Source organism: Xanthobacter aminoxidans (assembly GCF_043193615.1).
GTDB lineage: Bacteria > Pseudomonadota > Alphaproteobacteria > Rhizobiales > Xanthobacteraceae > Xanthobacter > Xanthobacter aminoxidans.
Map to the genome: position 1 here is coordinate 1,436,582 of NZ_JBAFUS010000001.1, position 14,968 is coordinate 1,451,549.

General features: G+C 68.6%; 16 protein-coding genes and 1 riboswitch. Of the genes, 11 read left to right on the top strand and 5 right to left on the bottom strand.

The window, feature by feature from the left end:
* The first annotated feature begins 30 nt into the window (after positions 1 to 30).
* The 4 genes from V5F74_RS06455 to rpe all read left to right on the top strand — a co-directional run bounded on the left by V5F74_RS06455 (position 31) and on the right by rpe (position 5,475).
* A complete protein-coding gene (locus tag V5F74_RS06455) occupies positions 31 to 906 on the top strand; it encodes a phosphoribulokinase (RefSeq protein WP_024280424.1) in 876 nt (291 codons plus the stop codon).
* A gap of 255 nt (positions 907 to 1,161) precedes the next feature.
* Positions 1,162 to 3,225: a transketolase gene (tkt, locus tag V5F74_RS06460; protein ID WP_394006899.1), complete on the top strand. Its 2,064-nt coding sequence runs from the start codon at positions 1,162 to 1,164 to the stop codon at positions 3,223 to 3,225.
* A 218-nt stretch (positions 3,226 to 3,443) separates the two neighbouring features.
* On the top strand, positions 3,444 to 4,508 hold the full coding sequence (gene fba / locus V5F74_RS06465; protein ID WP_394006901.1) for a class II fructose-bisphosphate aldolase: 1,065 nt from the start codon (positions 3,444 to 3,446) through the stop codon (positions 4,506 to 4,508).
* Between the two features lie 274 nt (positions 4,509 to 4,782).
* The gene (gene rpe / locus V5F74_RS06470) at positions 4,783 to 5,475 is read left to right on the top strand and encodes a ribulose-phosphate 3-epimerase (protein WP_394006903.1); all 693 of its coding nucleotides are present in this window, start codon (positions 4,783 to 4,785) and stop codon (positions 5,473 to 5,475) included.
* A 69-nt stretch (positions 5,476 to 5,544) separates the two neighbouring features.
* Here the strand turns inward: rpe and cysW are convergent, their stop codons facing one another.
* The 3 genes from cysW to V5F74_RS06485 all read right to left on the bottom strand — a co-directional run bounded on the left by cysW (position 5,545) and on the right by V5F74_RS06485 (position 7,825).
* Positions 5,545 to 6,417, bottom strand: a complete 873-nt coding sequence (cysW, locus tag V5F74_RS06475; protein ID WP_394006905.1) for a sulfate ABC transporter permease subunit CysW — start codon at positions 6,415 to 6,417, stop codon at positions 5,545 to 5,547.
* Complete coding sequence (gene cysT, locus V5F74_RS06480; protein WP_081837430.1) at positions 6,417 to 7,283, bottom strand: sulfate ABC transporter permease subunit CysT; 867 nt, start codon at positions 7,281 to 7,283, stop codon at positions 6,417 to 6,419. The genes cysW and cysT overlap by 1 nt, the downstream gene beginning before the upstream one ends.
* Before the next feature lie 188 nt (positions 7,284 to 7,471).
* Positions 7,472 to 7,825: a hypothetical protein gene (locus tag V5F74_RS06485; RefSeq protein WP_024280430.1), complete on the bottom strand. Its 354-nt coding sequence runs from the start codon at positions 7,823 to 7,825 to the stop codon at positions 7,472 to 7,474.
* Between the two features lie 244 nt (positions 7,826 to 8,069).
* Here V5F74_RS06485 and V5F74_RS06490 point away from each other — a divergent pair, with 244 nt between their 5' ends.
* Entirely contained in the window at positions 8,070 to 9,104 is a 1,035-nt protein-coding gene (locus tag V5F74_RS06490; protein WP_029555345.1) for an aspartate-semialdehyde dehydrogenase, read from the top strand.
* A 63-nt stretch (positions 9,105 to 9,167) separates the two neighbouring features.
* Here the strand turns inward: V5F74_RS06490 and V5F74_RS06495 are convergent, their stop codons facing one another.
* Positions 9,168 to 10,055, bottom strand: a complete 888-nt coding sequence (locus V5F74_RS06495) for a DMT family transporter (protein WP_029555346.1) — start codon at positions 10,053 to 10,055, stop codon at positions 9,168 to 9,170.
* 195 nt (positions 10,056 to 10,250) lie between these two features.
* On the opposite strand from V5F74_RS06495, the gene V5F74_RS06500 reads away from it, so the two are divergent.
* From V5F74_RS06500 to V5F74_RS06525, 6 genes are all read left to right on the top strand, one after another.
* Positions 10,251 to 10,463 carry a Trm112 family protein gene (locus V5F74_RS06500; RefSeq protein ID WP_024280433.1) on the top strand — a complete coding sequence of 71 codons (213 nt, stop codon included), beginning with the start codon at positions 10,251 to 10,253 and terminating at the stop codon, positions 10,461 to 10,463.
* A 61-nt stretch (positions 10,464 to 10,524) separates the two neighbouring features.
* Positions 10,525 to 10,624, top strand: a riboswitch (TPP riboswitch).
* Positions 10,625 to 10,693: 69 nt separating this feature from the next.
* Entirely contained in the window at positions 10,694 to 11,833 is a 1,140-nt protein-coding gene (gene thiO / locus V5F74_RS06505; protein WP_374253837.1) for a glycine oxidase ThiO, read from the top strand.
* Between the two features lie 5 nt (positions 11,834 to 11,838).
* Positions 11,839 to 12,045, top strand: coding sequence for a sulfur carrier protein ThiS (gene thiS, locus V5F74_RS06510; RefSeq protein ID WP_250167128.1), 207 nt, complete (start codon positions 11,839 to 11,841; stop codon positions 12,043 to 12,045).
* A gap of 53 nt (positions 12,046 to 12,098) precedes the next feature.
* Positions 12,099 to 12,890, top strand: a complete 792-nt coding sequence (thiG, locus tag V5F74_RS06515; protein ID WP_029555349.1) for a thiazole synthase — start codon at positions 12,099 to 12,101, stop codon at positions 12,888 to 12,890.
* 36 nt (positions 12,891 to 12,926) lie between these two features.
* Positions 12,927 to 13,523 (top strand): thiamine phosphate synthase, encoded by a 597-nt coding sequence (locus tag V5F74_RS06520; RefSeq protein ID WP_394007480.1) that lies wholly within the window; start codon positions 12,927 to 12,929, stop codon positions 13,521 to 13,523.
* Between the two features lie 91 nt (positions 13,524 to 13,614).
* A complete protein-coding gene (locus V5F74_RS06525) occupies positions 13,615 to 14,367 on the top strand; it encodes a carbonic anhydrase (RefSeq protein WP_374253835.1) in 753 nt (250 codons plus the stop codon).
* A 110-nt stretch (positions 14,368 to 14,477) separates the two neighbouring features.
* Here V5F74_RS06525 and V5F74_RS06530 read toward each other — a convergent pair whose 3' ends face one another.
* A complete protein-coding gene (locus tag V5F74_RS06530; protein WP_024280438.1) occupies positions 14,478 to 14,882 on the bottom strand; it encodes an EF-hand domain-containing protein in 405 nt (134 codons plus the stop codon).
* Positions 14,883 to 14,968 lie beyond the last annotated feature (86 nt).

The window sequence follows — 14,968 nt, forward strand, 5'->3', positions numbered from 1 at the left end:
GCCCCCTGATCTCCGAGATTCGAGCACACCATGTCCATCAAGCACCCCATCATTGTCGTCACCGGTTCGTCGGGCGCGGGAACGACCTCCGTGAAGCGGACCTTCGAGCAGATCTTCTATCGCGAGAAGGTCAAGGCGGCCTTCGTGGAAGGCGACAGCTTCCACCGCTACGACCGCTATGAGATGCGCGAGCTGATGGCCGCCGAGGCGGCCAAGGGCAACAAGCACTTCAGCCACTTCTCGCCCGAGACCAACCGGCTCGACGATCTGGCCCAGCTGTTCAAGGACTACGGGGCGACCGGCTCCGGCCGCTTCCGGCACTATGTCCACGATGCCGGCGAAGCCAAGCTGTACAATACCGAGCCCGGCCGCTTCACCGACTGGGAAGATCTGGAGCAGGGCACCGACATCCTCTTCTACGAGGGGCTGCACGGGGCGGTCGTCACCGACGAACTGAATCTTGCCCAGCATGCCGACCTGAAGATCGGCGTGGTGCCCGTGATCAACCTGGAGTGGATCCAGAAGATCCACCGCGACAAGGCCACCCGCGGCTACACCACCGAGGACGTGACCGACACCATCATGCGGCGCATGCCCGATTACGTGCGCTACATCTGTCCGCAGTTCACCGAGACCGACATCAACTTCCAGCGCGTGCCGACGGTGGACACCTCCAACCCGTTCGTCGCCCGCTGGATCCCGACGCCGGACGAATCCATGGTCGTGATCCGCTTCCGCGACCCGCACGGCATCGATTTCCCCTATCTGCTGTCGATGATCCACAACAGCTTCATGTCGCGGGCGAATTCCATCGTCATCCCGGGCAACAAGCAGGATCTCGCCATGCAGCTCCTGCTGACCCCGCTCATCATGAAGCTGATGGACAGGAAGCGCCGCGCCGGCTGAGCCGGGCGCGAAGCTCCCCTCCCCCGCGCCGGGGGGAGGGTGAGGGGGGAGGGCGGCACGTTCTTGAGCCCCGAAGCCCGGGCGACCTTGGACGCGTGGCTGCTGCCCTCCCCCCACCCTTTCCGGACCGGAGCCGAGCGCTTCTTCCGGCAAGAGATGGCGCGCGTTTTGCGTAACTGACAATTGGCAGGCCCTTCCGACCACCCGGCGACGCCCGGGGTGTTGCGCGGGGTCACGAGCCGGAGGGAGAAAACAATGACCGCCCACGCCGCTGCACTCGCCGCTGCCGACGCTCCGGCGCCTGTCGACCGTTCTCCCGGCGCGCTCGGCTGGCCGGTGACGGCGGCCCTGCGCGCCCTCGCCATGGACGGCGTGGAGCAGGCGAAATCGGGCCATCCCGGCGCCCCCATGGGCATGGCCGAGATCGCCGCCGTGCTCTGGCGCGAGCATCTGCGGCATAATCCGGCAGACCCCTCCTGGCCCGACCGCGACCGCTTCGTGCTCTCCAACGGGCACGGCTCCATGCTGATCTATGCCCTGCTTCACCTCACCGGCTACGATCTGCCCATCGCCGAGCTGAAGCGCTTCCGCCAGCTGCATTCGCGCACCCCCGGCCATCCCGAACTCGGCATGACGCCGGGCGTGGAGACCACCACCGGTCCGCTCGGCCAGGGCCTTGCCAATGCGGTGGGCATGGCCATCGCCGAGAAGACGCTGGCCGCCCAGTTCAACCGGCCGGGCCTCTCCATCGTCGATCACCGCACCTTCGTCTTCCTCGGCGACGGCTGCCTGATGGAGGGCGTGAGCCACGAGGCGTGCTCGCTGGCCGGGCGCCTCGGCCTCGGCAAGCTCGTCGCCTTCTATGACGACAACGGCATCTCCATCGACGGCAAGGTCGAAGAGTGGTTCCCGGACGACACCCCGGCCCGCTTCGCCGCCTACGGCTGGCAGGTGATCCGCAACGTGGACGGCCACGATCCCGCCATGCTGCGCGATGCGGTCGAGGCGGCGCTGTCCGAGACCGGCAAGCCGACGCTGATCTGCTGCAAGACCACCATCGGCCGCGGCGCGCCCACCAAGGAAGGCCACCAGGACACCCACGGCGCCCCGCTCGGCGCCGAGGAGATCGCCCGCACCCGCGCCGCCATGGGCTGGGACCACGCGCCCTTCGAGGTGCCCGAGGACATCTACGCCTTGTGGGATGCCCGCCGCTCCGGCGCGGCCCGCCAGTCGGCCTGGGACGCGCGCATGGAAGCCTATGAGCGCGCCTATCCGGCGGAAGCGGCCGAATTCCGCCGCCGGCTCAAAGGCGACCTCTCCCCCGCCTTCGCTGAGACCTACGCGGCGGCCCTGAAGGCCACCGTGGAGAAGGCGGAGACGGTGGCCACCCGCAAGGCTAGCCAGCTGGCCCTTGCCGCCCTCGCCCCGGCGGTGCCGGAATTCCTGGGCGGCTCGGCGGACCTCGCCCATTCCAACCTCACCACCTTCCCCGGCGCCGTGCCGATCACCCGCGATCCCGCCGGCAACCAGATCTTCTACGGCGTGCGCGAGTTCGGCATGTCGGCGATCGCCAACGGCATCGCGCTGCACGGCGGGTTCATCCCCTTCGTCGCCACCTTCCTCGTGTTCTCGGATTACGCCCGCAACGCCATGCGCATGAGCGCGCTCATGGGCCAGCGGGTCATCTACATCCTCACCCACGATTCCATCGGCCTCGGCGAGGACGGCCCCACCCACCAGCCGGTGGAGCATGTGGAGAGCCTGCGCCTCATCCCCAACCTCGACGTGTGGCGGCCCGCCGACACGGTGGAGACGCTGGCCGCCTGGCACGCCGCCCTGACCCGCACGAATGGCCCGAGCGCCTTCATCCTGTCGCGGCAGAACCTGCCGTGCTGGCCGCGTGACGCGGCGCAGATCGAAGGTATCGAGGCCGGTGCCTACGTGCTGCGCGAGAGCGAGGGCCTCGCCCGTGCCGTGCTCGTCGCCACCGGCTCGGAAGTGAAGCTGGCAGCGGCGGCGGCGGACCTGCTCGATACCGCGGGCATTCCCACCCGCATCGTCTCCATGCCCTGCCGTGAGCGCTTCGAGGCGCTGACCGAGACCGAGCGCGCGGCCCTCTTCCCCAAGGGCGTGCCGGTGGTGGCGGTGGAAGCGGGCGTCACCCGCGGCTGGCGCGGCCTCTCCGGCACCCGCGCCGACGGCATCATCGCCATCGGCATCGACCGCTTCGGCGAATCGGCACCGGAAAAGGACCTGTGGCCGCTGTTCGGCTTTACACCGGAAGCTGTGGCCGACGCGGTGCGCCGCGCGGTAGGGTAAGCGCCAATGAAGGCCTCTCCCCTGCGGGGGACGGCTGGGCGGGGGCGCCACCGGACGAAACGATCGACCCGGCCCGCGCCGGGTCCGCCGGACCGGTGAAGGCGACGGACAGCAGCCAAGCAGCACCGTGAACCCGGCACAGGCCGGGGATGACGGTGCGGACGGAACCATGGCGCGCGCATCGCGGCGCCGACCTGAACTTTGAAGAGGAGAGGACTATGGCCCTCGTTTCCATGCGCCAGCTGCTCGACCATGCGGCGGAGCATTCCTACGGACTGCCGGCCTTCAACGTGAACAACATGGAGCAGGTGAAGGCGATCATGGACGCCGCCCGCGCCACCGCGTCGCCGGTCATCCTCCAGGGCTCGGCCGGCGCCCGCAAATACGCCGGCGAAGCCTTCCTGCGCCACCTCATCGCCGCTGCCGTGGAAGCCTATCCCGAGATCCCGGTGGTGATGCACCAGGACCATGGCGCCTCCCCGGCCGTCTGCATGGGCGCCATCAAGTCCGGCTTCTCCTCCGTGATGATGGACGGCTCCCTGAAGGAAGACGGCAAGACCCCGGCGGACTACGACTACAACGTCTCCGTCACCGCCAAGGTGGTGGAGCTGGCCCATGCGGTGGGCGTGTCGGTGGAAGGCGAACTCGGCTGCCTCGGCTCGCTGGAGACCGGCAAGGGCGAGGCCGAGGACGGCCATGGCGCCGAGGAGGCCCTCGACCATTCCAAGCTGCTCACCGATCCGGACGAGGCGGCCCAGTTCGTGAAGGCGACCCAGTGCGATGCGCTGGCCATCGCCATCGGCACCTCCCACGGCGCCTACAAGTTCACCCGCAAGCCCACCGGCGACATCCTCGCCATCGACCGCATCAAGGCGATCCACCAGCGCATCCCCACCACCCATCTGGTGATGCACGGCTCGTCCTCGGTGCCGCAGGAGCTGCTTGAGGAAATCCGCACCTATGGCGGCGACATCAAGGAGACCTACGGCGTGCCGGTGGAAGAAATCCAGGAAGGCATCCGCTACGGCGTGCGCAAGGTGAACATCGATACCGATATCCGCCTCGCCATGACCGCCGCCATCCGCCGCGTCGGCGCCAAGAACAAGAGCGAGTTCGATCCGCGCAAGTTCATGGCCGCCGCCATGGAAGAGGCGAAGAAGGTCTGCATCGCCCGCTTCGAGGCCTTCGGCTCCGCCGGCAAGGCCGAGAAGATCCGGGCCATCGAACTGGACGAGATGGCCAAGCGCTATGCGTCCGGCGAGCTGGCGCAGGTGGTGCACTGAGGGGACGGCTGGCGCCCACCCGGCGCCGTGCCTATAGAAGTGCCTGAGGCAGCCACGGCTGCCTCATTCCCCGGACAAGCGACAGCGCAGTTGGAGCGCTGATCCGGGGTCCAGGGAAAGGTCCTGCGCAGCAGGCTCACGTCTGCGAGGGTCATGAAGGGAGCCGCCTTCGGCGCAATATTGCGCTGGGCCCCGGCTCTCCTTCCACTGACGCTCCAGTCGGCCAGGGCACGAGACCGCGCCCCGCCTATCCAGTCGTTAAGGAGAGATCCCCATGGCCCGCGCCTATCCCATCATCGCCCCCTCCATCCTCTCGGCGGACTTCACCCGCCTCGGCGCCGAGGTGGATGCGGTGCTCGAGGGCGGCGCCGAGTGGATCCATTTCGACGTGATGGACAACCATTACGTCCCCAACCTCACCATCGGCCCGCTGATCCTCCAGTCCCTGCGCAAGGCGACCAAGGCGTTCGTGGACGTGCATCTGATGGTGAAGCCGGTGGACGGCATGATCGAGGCGTTCGCAGGCGCCGGCGCCGACCTCATCTCCTTCCACCCGGAAGCGTCCGAGCATGTGGACCGCTCGCTCCAGCTCATCCGCTCCAAGGGCGCGAAGGCCGGCCTGGTGCTGAACCCGGCCACTCCCCTCTCGGTGCTGGACTACACGCTGGATGCGCTGGACCTCGTGCTCGTCATGTCGGTGAACCCCGGCTTCGGCGGGCAGGCCTTCATTCCCTCGGCGCTGGACAAGCTGAAGGCCATCCGCGAGCGCATCGACGCCTCGGGTAAGGACATCCGGCTGGAGATCGACGGCGGGGTGAAGGTGGACAATATCGGCGCCATCGCCGCGGCCGGGGCGGACACCTTCGTCGCCGGCAGCGCCATCTACGGCGCCAAGGACTATGCCGCGACCATCGCCGCCATGAAGCGCGAAATCGCCGCCGCCACGGGCACCGCCGCTGCGGCCTGAGGCTGGCTCAAGCCCGCGCGGCGCCTGAGCGAAGCAATCGGCACCGGTCCAAGACCGGGACCGTCGGTATCAGTGCCCCGGCCGGCGCGGCGCGACGATCTCGCCCCGCGCCCGCTCTGCCCGCTCGATCAGATATTTCGCCACCAGCGTGAACAGGGCGACGCCCGCCAGCACCGTCGCGGCGGCAAAGGCGGCGACGGCGTGGCTGTCCTGATAGAGCAGCTCGATCTGCAACGGCAGGGTGGAGGTCTGGCCGCGGATGTTGCCGGAGACGATGGAGACGGCGCCGAACTCGCCCATCACCCGCGCATTGCACAGGGCAGCGCCGTAGAGCAGCGCGAACTTCACGTTGGGCAGGGTGACGAGCCGCAGCACGTCGAAGCCCGAGGCGCCGAGACTGACCGCCGCCTCCTCCTCGTCCCGCCCCTGCGCCATCATCAGCGGCACCAGTTCGCGCAGCACGAACGGCGCGGTGACGAACAGGCTGGCGAGAATGATGGCCGGCACGGCGAACATGATCTTGATGTCGTGTGCCTGCAGAAACGGCCCGAACAGCCCCTGCGCCCCATAGACGAAGAGATAGGCGACGCCCGCCACGATGGGCGAGATGGAGAAGGGCAGCTCCGCCACCGCCAGCAGCAGGTTGCGCCCGCGGAAGGAGAATTTCGTCACCGCCCAGGCGGCGGCGATGCCGAAGGCGGTGTTGAGCGGCACGCAGATGAGGGCCGTCAGCAGCGTCAGCCCCACCGCGTGCAGCGTATCCGGCCGGGCGAGCGCTTCGAGATAGGTGGGCACGCCGCGCGCGAACGCCTCGGCGAAGATGACGGCCAGCGGCGCGATGAGCGCCAGACCGGTGGTCGCCAGCACCAGCGTGAGAATCACCGCGCGCGTCACCGCGCCGTCGCCGACGCGCAGGCGGTGGCGGTTCACGGGACGGGCCATCAGGCATCCCCCATCGCAAACTTCTGATGCCACGCCTGCACGGCGTTCACGATCAGAAGCATGATGAAGGCGAGGCCCAGCATGGTGACGGCGATCGCCGCGGCGGCGGCGTAGTCATATTCCTCCAGCCGGATGAAGGTGAGCAGCGCCACGATCTCGGTGCGGAACGGCTGGTTGCCGGCGATGAACACCACCGCGCCGAACTCCCCGAGCGAGCGGGCAAAGGCCAGCGACGTGCCGGCGAGGAAGGCCGGGAAGATGGTGGGGAAGATGATGCGGCGGAAAATGGTGAGGTCGCTCGCGCCCAGCGTCGCGCCCGCCTCCTCCAGTTCCGGCTCCATGTCCTCCAGCACCGGCTGCACCGTGCGCACCACGAAGGGGATGGAGGTGAAGGCCATGGCACAGACGATGCCGGCCGGGGCGTAGGCCACCTGTATCCCCCACTGCGCCAGCGGCGCGCCGAACCAGCCGTTCTTGGCGAACAGCGCCGTCAGCGCGAGGCCCGCCACCGCCGTGGGCAGGGCGAAAGGCACGTCCACCATGGCATCCAGCAGGCGCTTGCCGGGGAATTCGTAGCGCACCAGCACCCAGGCGAGGGCGAGGCCATAGATGGCATTGAACAGCGCCGCCAGCGCCGCTGTGGTGAGCGTCACCTGGAAGGAGGCGAGCGTGCGCGGCGAGGTGATGATGGCGATGTAACGCTCGAAGCCCACGTCCGCCGCCTTCAGCAGCAGCGCGCCGATGGGCAGGAGCACAATGAGGCCGAGATAGAGCAGTGCGAGGCCGAGCGAGAGCCGAAAGCCCGGAATGACGCTGCGGCGGGGCTGGCGGCTCAGCATCGGCAGCGCGAAGCGAGGGCGGGGCATGGGCTCTTAAGGGGCATCTTGCGCTGGAAGGTCGGGCCGACGGCGCGGCATAGGGCCGTTATGGCGCGCACAAGCGGAAATGTCATGCTTGGCCGGGATAAAAATTAAACACCGATAAATCGCTGTGATTTCGCCGCACAAAAAAGGGCCGCGAGGCGGCCCCTTCCGTCTTCTCCTTCGGCCGAGGCTCAGAAGCCCGGCAGGTCGAAGGCGCCCGGCAGCGGCCAGCGCAGGCCGGTGATGGGGCCGGGGCCGGCGGCGGTGGGCCCATAGGTCGGGTAGAAATAGCCGGGCGGCAGCGCGTAATCGAGGTACGACTTGGAGCCGGGCTTCACCACCGTGCCGGCATCGAGATAGGAGCGGCGCTCCACCACGATGCGGTTGCGCTTCTTCACCGTCTGCGCCTCGGCGCTGTCGGCGGACGCGATGGAAAAGGCACCGGTGGTCGCCGCAATGGCTGCCGCCGCCAGCGACACCGAGAGCGCCGTCTTCAGGCCCGAACGGGCGAAAGCAGCGAAGGTGGTGAACGACGCGAAACCCATGGCATCCTCCCAGATCGGCGCAGGGCCGACCTTGACTGGATTAATAGACGTTTGTCCCCTGCGCAAGGAAACCCGCCTCCTCGGTGCCATGTTCCCGCCTTCTCGACGCCGGCGCGTTGCGTTGACGCAACAGTTCAATGCGCCGATGCCGTGCCCGATCGCGAATCTTCGATTTGCAAGGCCAGGGGGTTCGGCCTAAAAGCACGGTCTTCGGCCGCATGGGCCGAGACATCCGAGGAACATCATGGGTTACAAGGTCGCCGTCGTCGGCGCCACGGGCAACGTGGGCCGGGAGATTCTCTCGATCCTCGACGAGCGGGGTTTCCCCGCGGACGAGGTCGTCGCGCTCGCCTCGCGAAAGTCGCAGGGCGTGGAAGTCTCCTACGGCGATAAAACCCTGAAGGTGAAGGCGCTTGAGACTTACGACTTCTCCGACACCGACATCTGCCTGATGTCGGCCGGTGGAGCCGTGTCCAAGGAGTGGTCGCCGAAGATCGGCGCGCAGGGCTGCGTCGTCATCGACAATTCCTCCCAGTGGCGCATGGACCCGGACGTGCCGCTGATCGTTCCCGAGGTGAATGCGGACGCCATCGTCGGCTTCACCAAGAAGAACATCATCGCCAATCCGAACTGCTCCACGGCGCAGCTCGTGGTCGCGCTGAAGCCGCTGCATGATGCCGCGACCATCAAGCGCGTGGTGGTCTCCACCTACCAGTCCGTCTCCGGCGCCGGCAAGGATGCCATGGACGAGCTGTTCTCGCAGACCCGCGCCGTCTTCGTCTCCGATCCGGTGGAGCCGAAGAAGTTCCCGAAGCGCATCGCCTTCAATCTCATCCCGCAGATCGACGTCTTCATGGACGACGGTTTCACCAAGGAAGAGTGGAAGATGGTGGCCGAGACCAAGAAGATTCTCGACCCCAAGATCAAGCTCACGGCCACCTGCGTCCGCGTGCCGGTCTTCATCTCCCACTCCGAGGCGGTGAACGTGGAGTTCGAGAAGGAGCTGTCCGCGGACGACGCGCGCAAGATCCTGCGCGAGGCGCCCGGCATCCTCGTCATCGACACCCGTGAGCCGGGCGGCTATGCCACCCCCCACGAGGCGGCCGGCGAGGACGCGACCTACATCTCCCGCCTGCGCGACGACCCGACCGTGGACAACGGCATCGCCTTCTGGTGCGTGTCGGACAATCTGCGCAAGGGTGCCGCTCTGAACGCGGTGCAGATCGCCGAGGTGCTGGTGAACCGCAAGCTCATCACCGCCCGTTCCAAGGCGGCCTGAGCCTTCCGGCATTCTGGAAACTGACGAACGGCCCGCTTCGGCGGGCCGTTTGCTTTTGCGGGATCAGCGCGGCCGGGAGCGGGTCCGCTGCGCCACCGCGACCACCAGCGCCACGCCCGCGGCGAAGGCCACGGTTTCTGCGTCCGGCACCTCGCCATTGATGGGCCAGGCGAGTCCCACCGTCACGAAGGTCTGAAGGAGCTGCATCTGGCCGACGCGGGCGATGCCGCCCATGGCGAGCCCGGCATTCCAGAAGAAGAAGCCGATGAGCTGGCTGAAGAGGCCGAGATAGACCAGTGCCGCCCAGGAGGCGCCTGCCACAGTGCCCGCCCCACCCCATGGAAAGGTGAGGAGCGCGAGCGGCAGCGTCACCGGCAGGCAGAGGATCAGCATGAACGCGATCACCTCCCAGCCCGACATGGTGCGCGCGAGGCCGCCGGAGACCGCGTAGCCGATGGCGCAGGCGATGACGCCGAGGAACAAGAGGCTGTCGCCCATCCCCAGCGCGCCGCCCGCGCCGTTGCGCAAGGCGAAGGCCACCACCAGCCCGGCCCCCACCGCGCTCGCGGCAAACAGGCCGAGGCCCGGCCGCTCGCCGGCCAGCAGCATGGCCGCGATGGCCGTGCACAGGGGCAGAAGGCCGAGCACGATGCCGCCATGGGCCGCCGGCACCGTCTGGGTGGCGACGCCGATGGCCAGCGGGAACACGAAGATCAGGCAGGCGGAGGACACGGCGAGGCGCCACAGCACCTTGGGCTGGCCGAACGGCCACGGCCGGCGCAGCGCCAGCACCAGCCCGAGCGCCGCAAAGCCCGCCAAGGCGGCGCGGCCGAAGCTGATGAACCAGGGGCTGAAATCGTGCAGCGCGAAGCGGGTGAGCGGCAGCGTCGCGCCGAACATCACGACCGCGACGAAGCCGAGAAGAAGCCCGAGGGCCAAGCGTCGATCCATTGGGCTCCCGAGGGCGCGATTCCAAGGCCGCTTCATTAGGGGCTGCGGGGGCGGAAAGACAGCGAAACCGCGTGATATGCCCATCAGCGGCCGTGATGTCGCGAAAATCACTGGTGAAAGGCCACCCCGCCGCCGCTATGGTGGCGCGCCGCGGACCCTTTGCCCTCGAAACGCGCGGCACCAAAGAGCGAGAACATGATCCAGTCCCAGCGTCCCGGCCACGACGTCGACCCCAAGCTGCTCGAAATCCTGGTCTGCCCCCTCACCAAGGGGCCGCTGGAATATGACCGCGAGCGCCAGGAGCTGATCTCCCGCGCCGCCCGCCTCGCCTATCCCATCCGCGACGGCATCCCGATCATGCTCGCCGACGAGGCGCGCCAGTTGGACGAAAGCGAACTCAACCGCTGAGGTCCGCCTCGTCCCGGGCGCTCCGCCTCTTGCAGTTCTGCGGCCGGCATGAATAAATAACAGACACGGCCTGGGGTGCCGCGCATCATGCGCGGCTGAGATCACACCCATCGAACCTGTCTGGATCATGCCAGCGTAGGGAGATGCCGATGAGCGAGAGCTTGTCGCAGTTTACATTCGCACCTTCATCGCAAGCCGGCTCTGCACCGGCGGGAAAGGCGAAACCGCGTGTGGCCCGTCCCCATGTGGCCATCGTGGGCGGCGGCGTCATCGGCCTCGCCCTCGCGTGGCGCCTCGCCGAGGCGGGTTGCCCGGTGGACCTGTTCGACGCCGGTGAGACCGGGCAAGGCGCGAGCCGCGCCGCCGCGGGCATGCTGGCCGCCTGCGCCGAGGCCGAGCCCGGCGAGGAAGGGCTGCTCACCCTCAACCGCGCCAGCCAGACCCTGTGGCCCGCCTTCGCGGCGGAGCTGGAGCATGCCTCCGGACAAGAGGTGGACCTGCGCACCGAAGGCACCATCACCATCGCCCTCACGGCGGACGATCTCGCTAAGCTGCGCCACCTATTCGCCTTCCAGCAGGGCCTCGGCCTGCCCGTCCAGTGGCTCACCGCCGCCGAGGTGCGTCGGCGCGAGCCCTATCTCGCCCCCCGCCTCGCCGGCGGCGTGCTGAGCCCGGAGGATCATCAGGTCGACAACCGCAAGGTTGCCGCCGCGCTGAAGATCGCCGCGCTGAAGGCCGGCGCGACGCTTCACGAACACACCCCGGTCAGCCGGGTTGAGACCGCCGGCGGCCGGGCCACCGGCGTCGTCACCGGCGAGACCCACCATGCCGCCGACGTGGTGGTGCTGGCCGCCGGCGCCTGGAGCCGGGGTGTGGACATTACCCCGGCGACGCCGTTGCCGGTGCGCCCCATCAAGGGGCAGATGCTTTCGCTGCGCATGGACCCGGCGGCACCCATCCTCTCCCACGTGCTGTGGGCGCCGGGCTCCTATCTCGTGCCGCGGCGCGATGGGCGGCTGATCCTCGGCGCCACCACCGAGGAGAAGGGGTTCGACACCGACCTCACGGCCGGCGGCCAGCTCGCGCTCCTCACCCATGCGTGGCGGGCGCTGCCGACGCTGGAAGAGCTGAGCATCGTCGAGCAATGGGTCGGCTTCCGCCCCGGCAGCCGGGACGATGCGCCCATCCTCGGCCCGAGCCCGGAGGTGGACGGCCTCGTCTACGCCACCGGCCACCACCGCAACGGCATCCTCCTTCTGCCGGTGACGACGCAGGTGATCGCCGACCACATTCTCAGCGGCACCATTGCGGACGTGGCCCGGCCCTTCGGCGCGGAGCGCTTCGGCCCGCCGCGCGCGGCGGCGGAGTGAGCGCCATGCTGGCCCTGAAGGTGAACGGCGCCGAGGAAGCGCATCCCGTCGCCACCGTTGCCGACCTGCTCGTCGCCAAGGGGCTTGAGCCGGAGCGCAAGGGCATCGCGGTGGCGGTGAACGGCGCGGTGGTGCCTCGCCGCACTTGGACCGACGCGCGCCTTTCCGCAGGCGACGCCGTGGAAATCATCGAGGCCAAGCAGGGCGGCTGAGCCCCGGCCGAACAGAACAGAGCGCTCGTGCGCGGGCGCCGGGAAGAAGCACCATGAGCGCGTTCGAAAATCCCAACGCCGATCCCCTCGTCATCGCCGGCCGCACCTTCTCGTCGCGGCTGTTCCTGGGCACGGCGGGCTATCCCAACCAGAAGGTCTTCCTCGATGCGCTGGCCGCCTCGGGCAGCGAGATGGCCACGGCCTCCATCCGCCGCATCAGCCTCGCCGGCTACGAGGAGAGCCTGACGGACCTCCTCACCGGCCGCGTGCACATCCTGCCCAACACCGCCGGCTGCCAGACCGCCAAGGATGCGGTGCTCACCGCCGAACTCGCCCGCGAGGCGCTGGAGACGGACTGGGTGAAGCTGGAGGTCATCGGCGACCGCGAGCTGCTCTATCCCAATGTGGAGGAGCTGCTGAAGGCCACCGAGGAGCTGGTCTCGCGCGGCTTCGTCGTCCTGCCCTATTGCAACGACGATCCCGTCACCTGCCAGAAGCTCGCGGACCTCGGCGCCGCAACCGTCATGCCGCTCGGCTCCATGATCGGCACCGGCCTCGGCATCGCCAATCCGCACATGATCGAGCTGATCTGCTCCCGCTCGCCCGTGCCGGTGGTGCTGGACGCGGGCATCGGCACGGCGTCCGACGCGGCACTTGCCATGGAGCTGGGCTGCTCGGCAGTGCTGCTCAACACCGCGGTCTCCAAGGCGCTCGATCCGGTGCGCATGGCGACCGCCTTCCGCCACGCGGTGGACGCCGGCCGCCTCGCCCGCCTCGCCGGCCGCATCCCGCGCAAGCTGCACGCGGAGGCCTCCAGCCCCGAGTTCGGTCTGGTCGGGAGCTGACCCCTGCCCCATCTGCCGACGCCGCCGCTGCTCCTCATCACCGACCGCACGCTGGCGCGGGGCGATCTGGCGGACGTGGTGGCCGCAGCCTGCGCCGGCGGGTGCAGATGGGTGAGCCTGCGGGAGAAGGACCTGCCGGCCGCAGCGCAGATCGCCCTCTTCGCCCGCCTGCGCGCCGTGACAGCCCCCTTCGATGCCCGCCTGACGCTGCATGGCCCGCCCGCGCTGGCGCAGGCCGCCGCTGCGGACGGCGTGCACCTCTCCGGCGGCGGGGATGCGAAGGCCGCACGGGCGCTCCTTGGGCCGGGGGCCTTGATCGGCCTGTCCACCCACACCCTGGCGGAGGCCACCGCCGCCGATCCGGCCGCGCTCGACTACATCACGGCGAGCCCCGTCTTCCTCACAAGATCCAAGCCGGGATACGGACCGGCGCTGGGGCTTGAAGGGCTCTCGGCCTTCGCCCGCACGAGCGCCGTGCCGGTGGTCGCGCTCGCCGGCATCGACGCAGAGACGGCGCCGGCCTGCCTCACCGCGGGGGCCAAGGGCGTCGCGGTCATGGGGGGAATCATGCGCGCGGACGATCCGCGAGCCGCCTTCGCCGCCCTGGCAGCAGCCGCGTCAGCCGCAATCTGATCCATCCCGGAACAGTATCGGCTTTTGCGAGTATCCCCAGCGCTGGTAAGCTTGGCCGCAGCGGAGGAACCGCCATACAAGGGGCAATTCAATGACCATCAATCGTCGCACGCTGCTTGCGGGCCTTGTCGCCTGCCCGGTCTGCGCCAACGCCGCCCGCGCTTCCGAGGGAGCGCACTGGACCTATGAAGGCCACGGCGGACCGCAGGAATGGGGTTCGCTCGAAAAGGGATTTTCGGCCTGCTCGGTGGGCAGCCAGCAATCGCCGATCAATCTCGAAGGCGCCGTCAAGGCGGAGAGCGCCGGCCCGGTGCTTGCCTGGAAGCCGTTCGCCTACAAGGTGGTGAACAACGGCCATACCATCCAGGCCGACGTGACCGGCGACGGGGGCACCGCCACCATGGGCGGCAAGACCTACGCGCTCAAGCAGTTCCACTTCCACGCGCCGAGCGAGCACGCGATCGACGGCAAGCGCACCGCCATGGAAGCCCATTTCGTCCATGCAGCGCCTGAAGGCGGGCTGCTGGTGGCCGGTGTGTTCATGGTGCCCGGCGCCGCCAATGCCGGCTTCTCCTCGATCATGGCTGCCGCGCCGCGCAAGACCGGGGACAAGACGCTGGCTGCGCCGCTTGATCCGGCCGGCTTCCTGCCGTCGGCGCGCGGCACCTATCGCTACGAGGGGTCGCTGACCACGCCGCCCTGCTCGGAAATCGTGGACTGGAACGTGTTCGGGGCGCCCATCGAGGTGGCGCAGGCGGACATCGACGCCTTCCGCGCCATCTTCCCCATGAACGCCCGCCCGCTGCAGGCGGTGAACCGGCGCTTCCTGCTGCGTCTCAACTGAAGCAGCGACTGGGACAAGGAGCGCCGCCACAGCGGCGCGCCTACACGCTTTTCACTGGGGGAGGACGCCACGCCCTCCCCAGCCGCATCAGGCGCGGCGTGCCGTCAGCTTCACTTGGCGATGAGCAGCAGAAGCTGCTGGCCGGCGGGGGAATCCAGCTCGGCCTCGGTCAGCTTGCCGTCCTTGTTGGCATCGGCATCGTTGAAGCGCTTGCGCACGATGATGAGCCACTCGTCCAGCTCCAGGGTCTTGTCGCCGTCCTTGTTCACGGCGGCCCAATCCTCGTCGGTCAGCCGGCCCTTGGTCTCGGCGGCCTCAAGGGTCTTGTCCTTGTCCGGATTGATGGCCTTGAAGACCTTGGTGCCGAGGTCGATGGCCTCGACGATCTCGACGGTGCTGTCCTTGTCCTTGTTGTACTTGCGAAGGAACTCCTTGCCGGTGAGGGCGAAGGCCGAACCCGTGGCGGCGAGCGAGACCGCGGCGACGACGCCGAGGGAAATCATCCTGCGCTTCATGGCAAACCTCCCATTGACAACCAGACTTGGATACTTCTGCGCTGATCCCAGCACAAGGATGCCAGTCGGCGTCTGAATGGCGCATG

What these genes read in the sequence shown, in the direction of transcription:
- V5F74_RS06455 (WP_024280424.1), top strand. Translation starts at nt 31, where the DNA reads ATGTCCATCAAGCACCCCATCATTGTCGTCACCGGTTCGTCGGGCGCG.
- tkt (WP_394006899.1), top strand. Translation starts at nt 1,162, where the DNA reads ATGACCGCCCACGCCGCTGCACTCGCCGCTGCCGACGCTCCGGCGCCT.
- fba (WP_394006901.1), top strand. Translation starts at nt 3,444, where the DNA reads ATGGCCCTCGTTTCCATGCGCCAGCTGCTCGACCATGCGGCGGAGCAT.
- rpe (WP_394006903.1), top strand. Translation starts at nt 4,783, where the DNA reads ATGGCCCGCGCCTATCCCATCATCGCCCCCTCCATCCTCTCGGCGGAC.
- cysW (WP_394006905.1), bottom strand. Translation starts at nt 6,417, where the DNA reads ATGGCCCGTCCCGTGAACCGCCACCGCCTGCGCGTCGGCGACGGCGCG.
- cysT (WP_081837430.1), bottom strand. Translation starts at nt 7,283, where the DNA reads ATGCCCCGCCCTCGCTTCGCGCTGCCGATGCTGAGCCGCCAGCCCCGC.
- V5F74_RS06485 (WP_024280430.1), bottom strand. Translation starts at nt 7,825, where the DNA reads ATGGGTTTCGCGTCGTTCACCACCTTCGCTGCTTTCGCCCGTTCGGGC.
- V5F74_RS06490 (WP_029555345.1), top strand. Translation starts at nt 8,070, where the DNA reads ATGGGTTACAAGGTCGCCGTCGTCGGCGCCACGGGCAACGTGGGCCGG.
- V5F74_RS06495 (WP_029555346.1), bottom strand. Translation starts at nt 10,055, where the DNA reads ATGGATCGACGCTTGGCCCTCGGGCTTCTTCTCGGCTTCGTCGCGGTC.
- V5F74_RS06500 (WP_024280433.1), top strand. Translation starts at nt 10,251, where the DNA reads ATGATCCAGTCCCAGCGTCCCGGCCACGACGTCGACCCCAAGCTGCTC.
- thiS (WP_250167128.1), top strand. Translation starts at nt 11,839, where the DNA reads ATGCTGGCCCTGAAGGTGAACGGCGCCGAGGAAGCGCATCCCGTCGCC.
- thiG (WP_029555349.1), top strand. Translation starts at nt 12,099, where the DNA reads ATGAGCGCGTTCGAAAATCCCAACGCCGATCCCCTCGTCATCGCCGGC.
- V5F74_RS06525 (WP_374253835.1), top strand. Translation starts at nt 13,615, where the DNA reads ATGACCATCAATCGTCGCACGCTGCTTGCGGGCCTTGTCGCCTGCCCG.
- V5F74_RS06530 (WP_024280438.1), bottom strand. Translation starts at nt 14,882, where the DNA reads ATGAAGCGCAGGATGATTTCCCTCGGCGTCGTCGCCGCGGTCTCGCTC.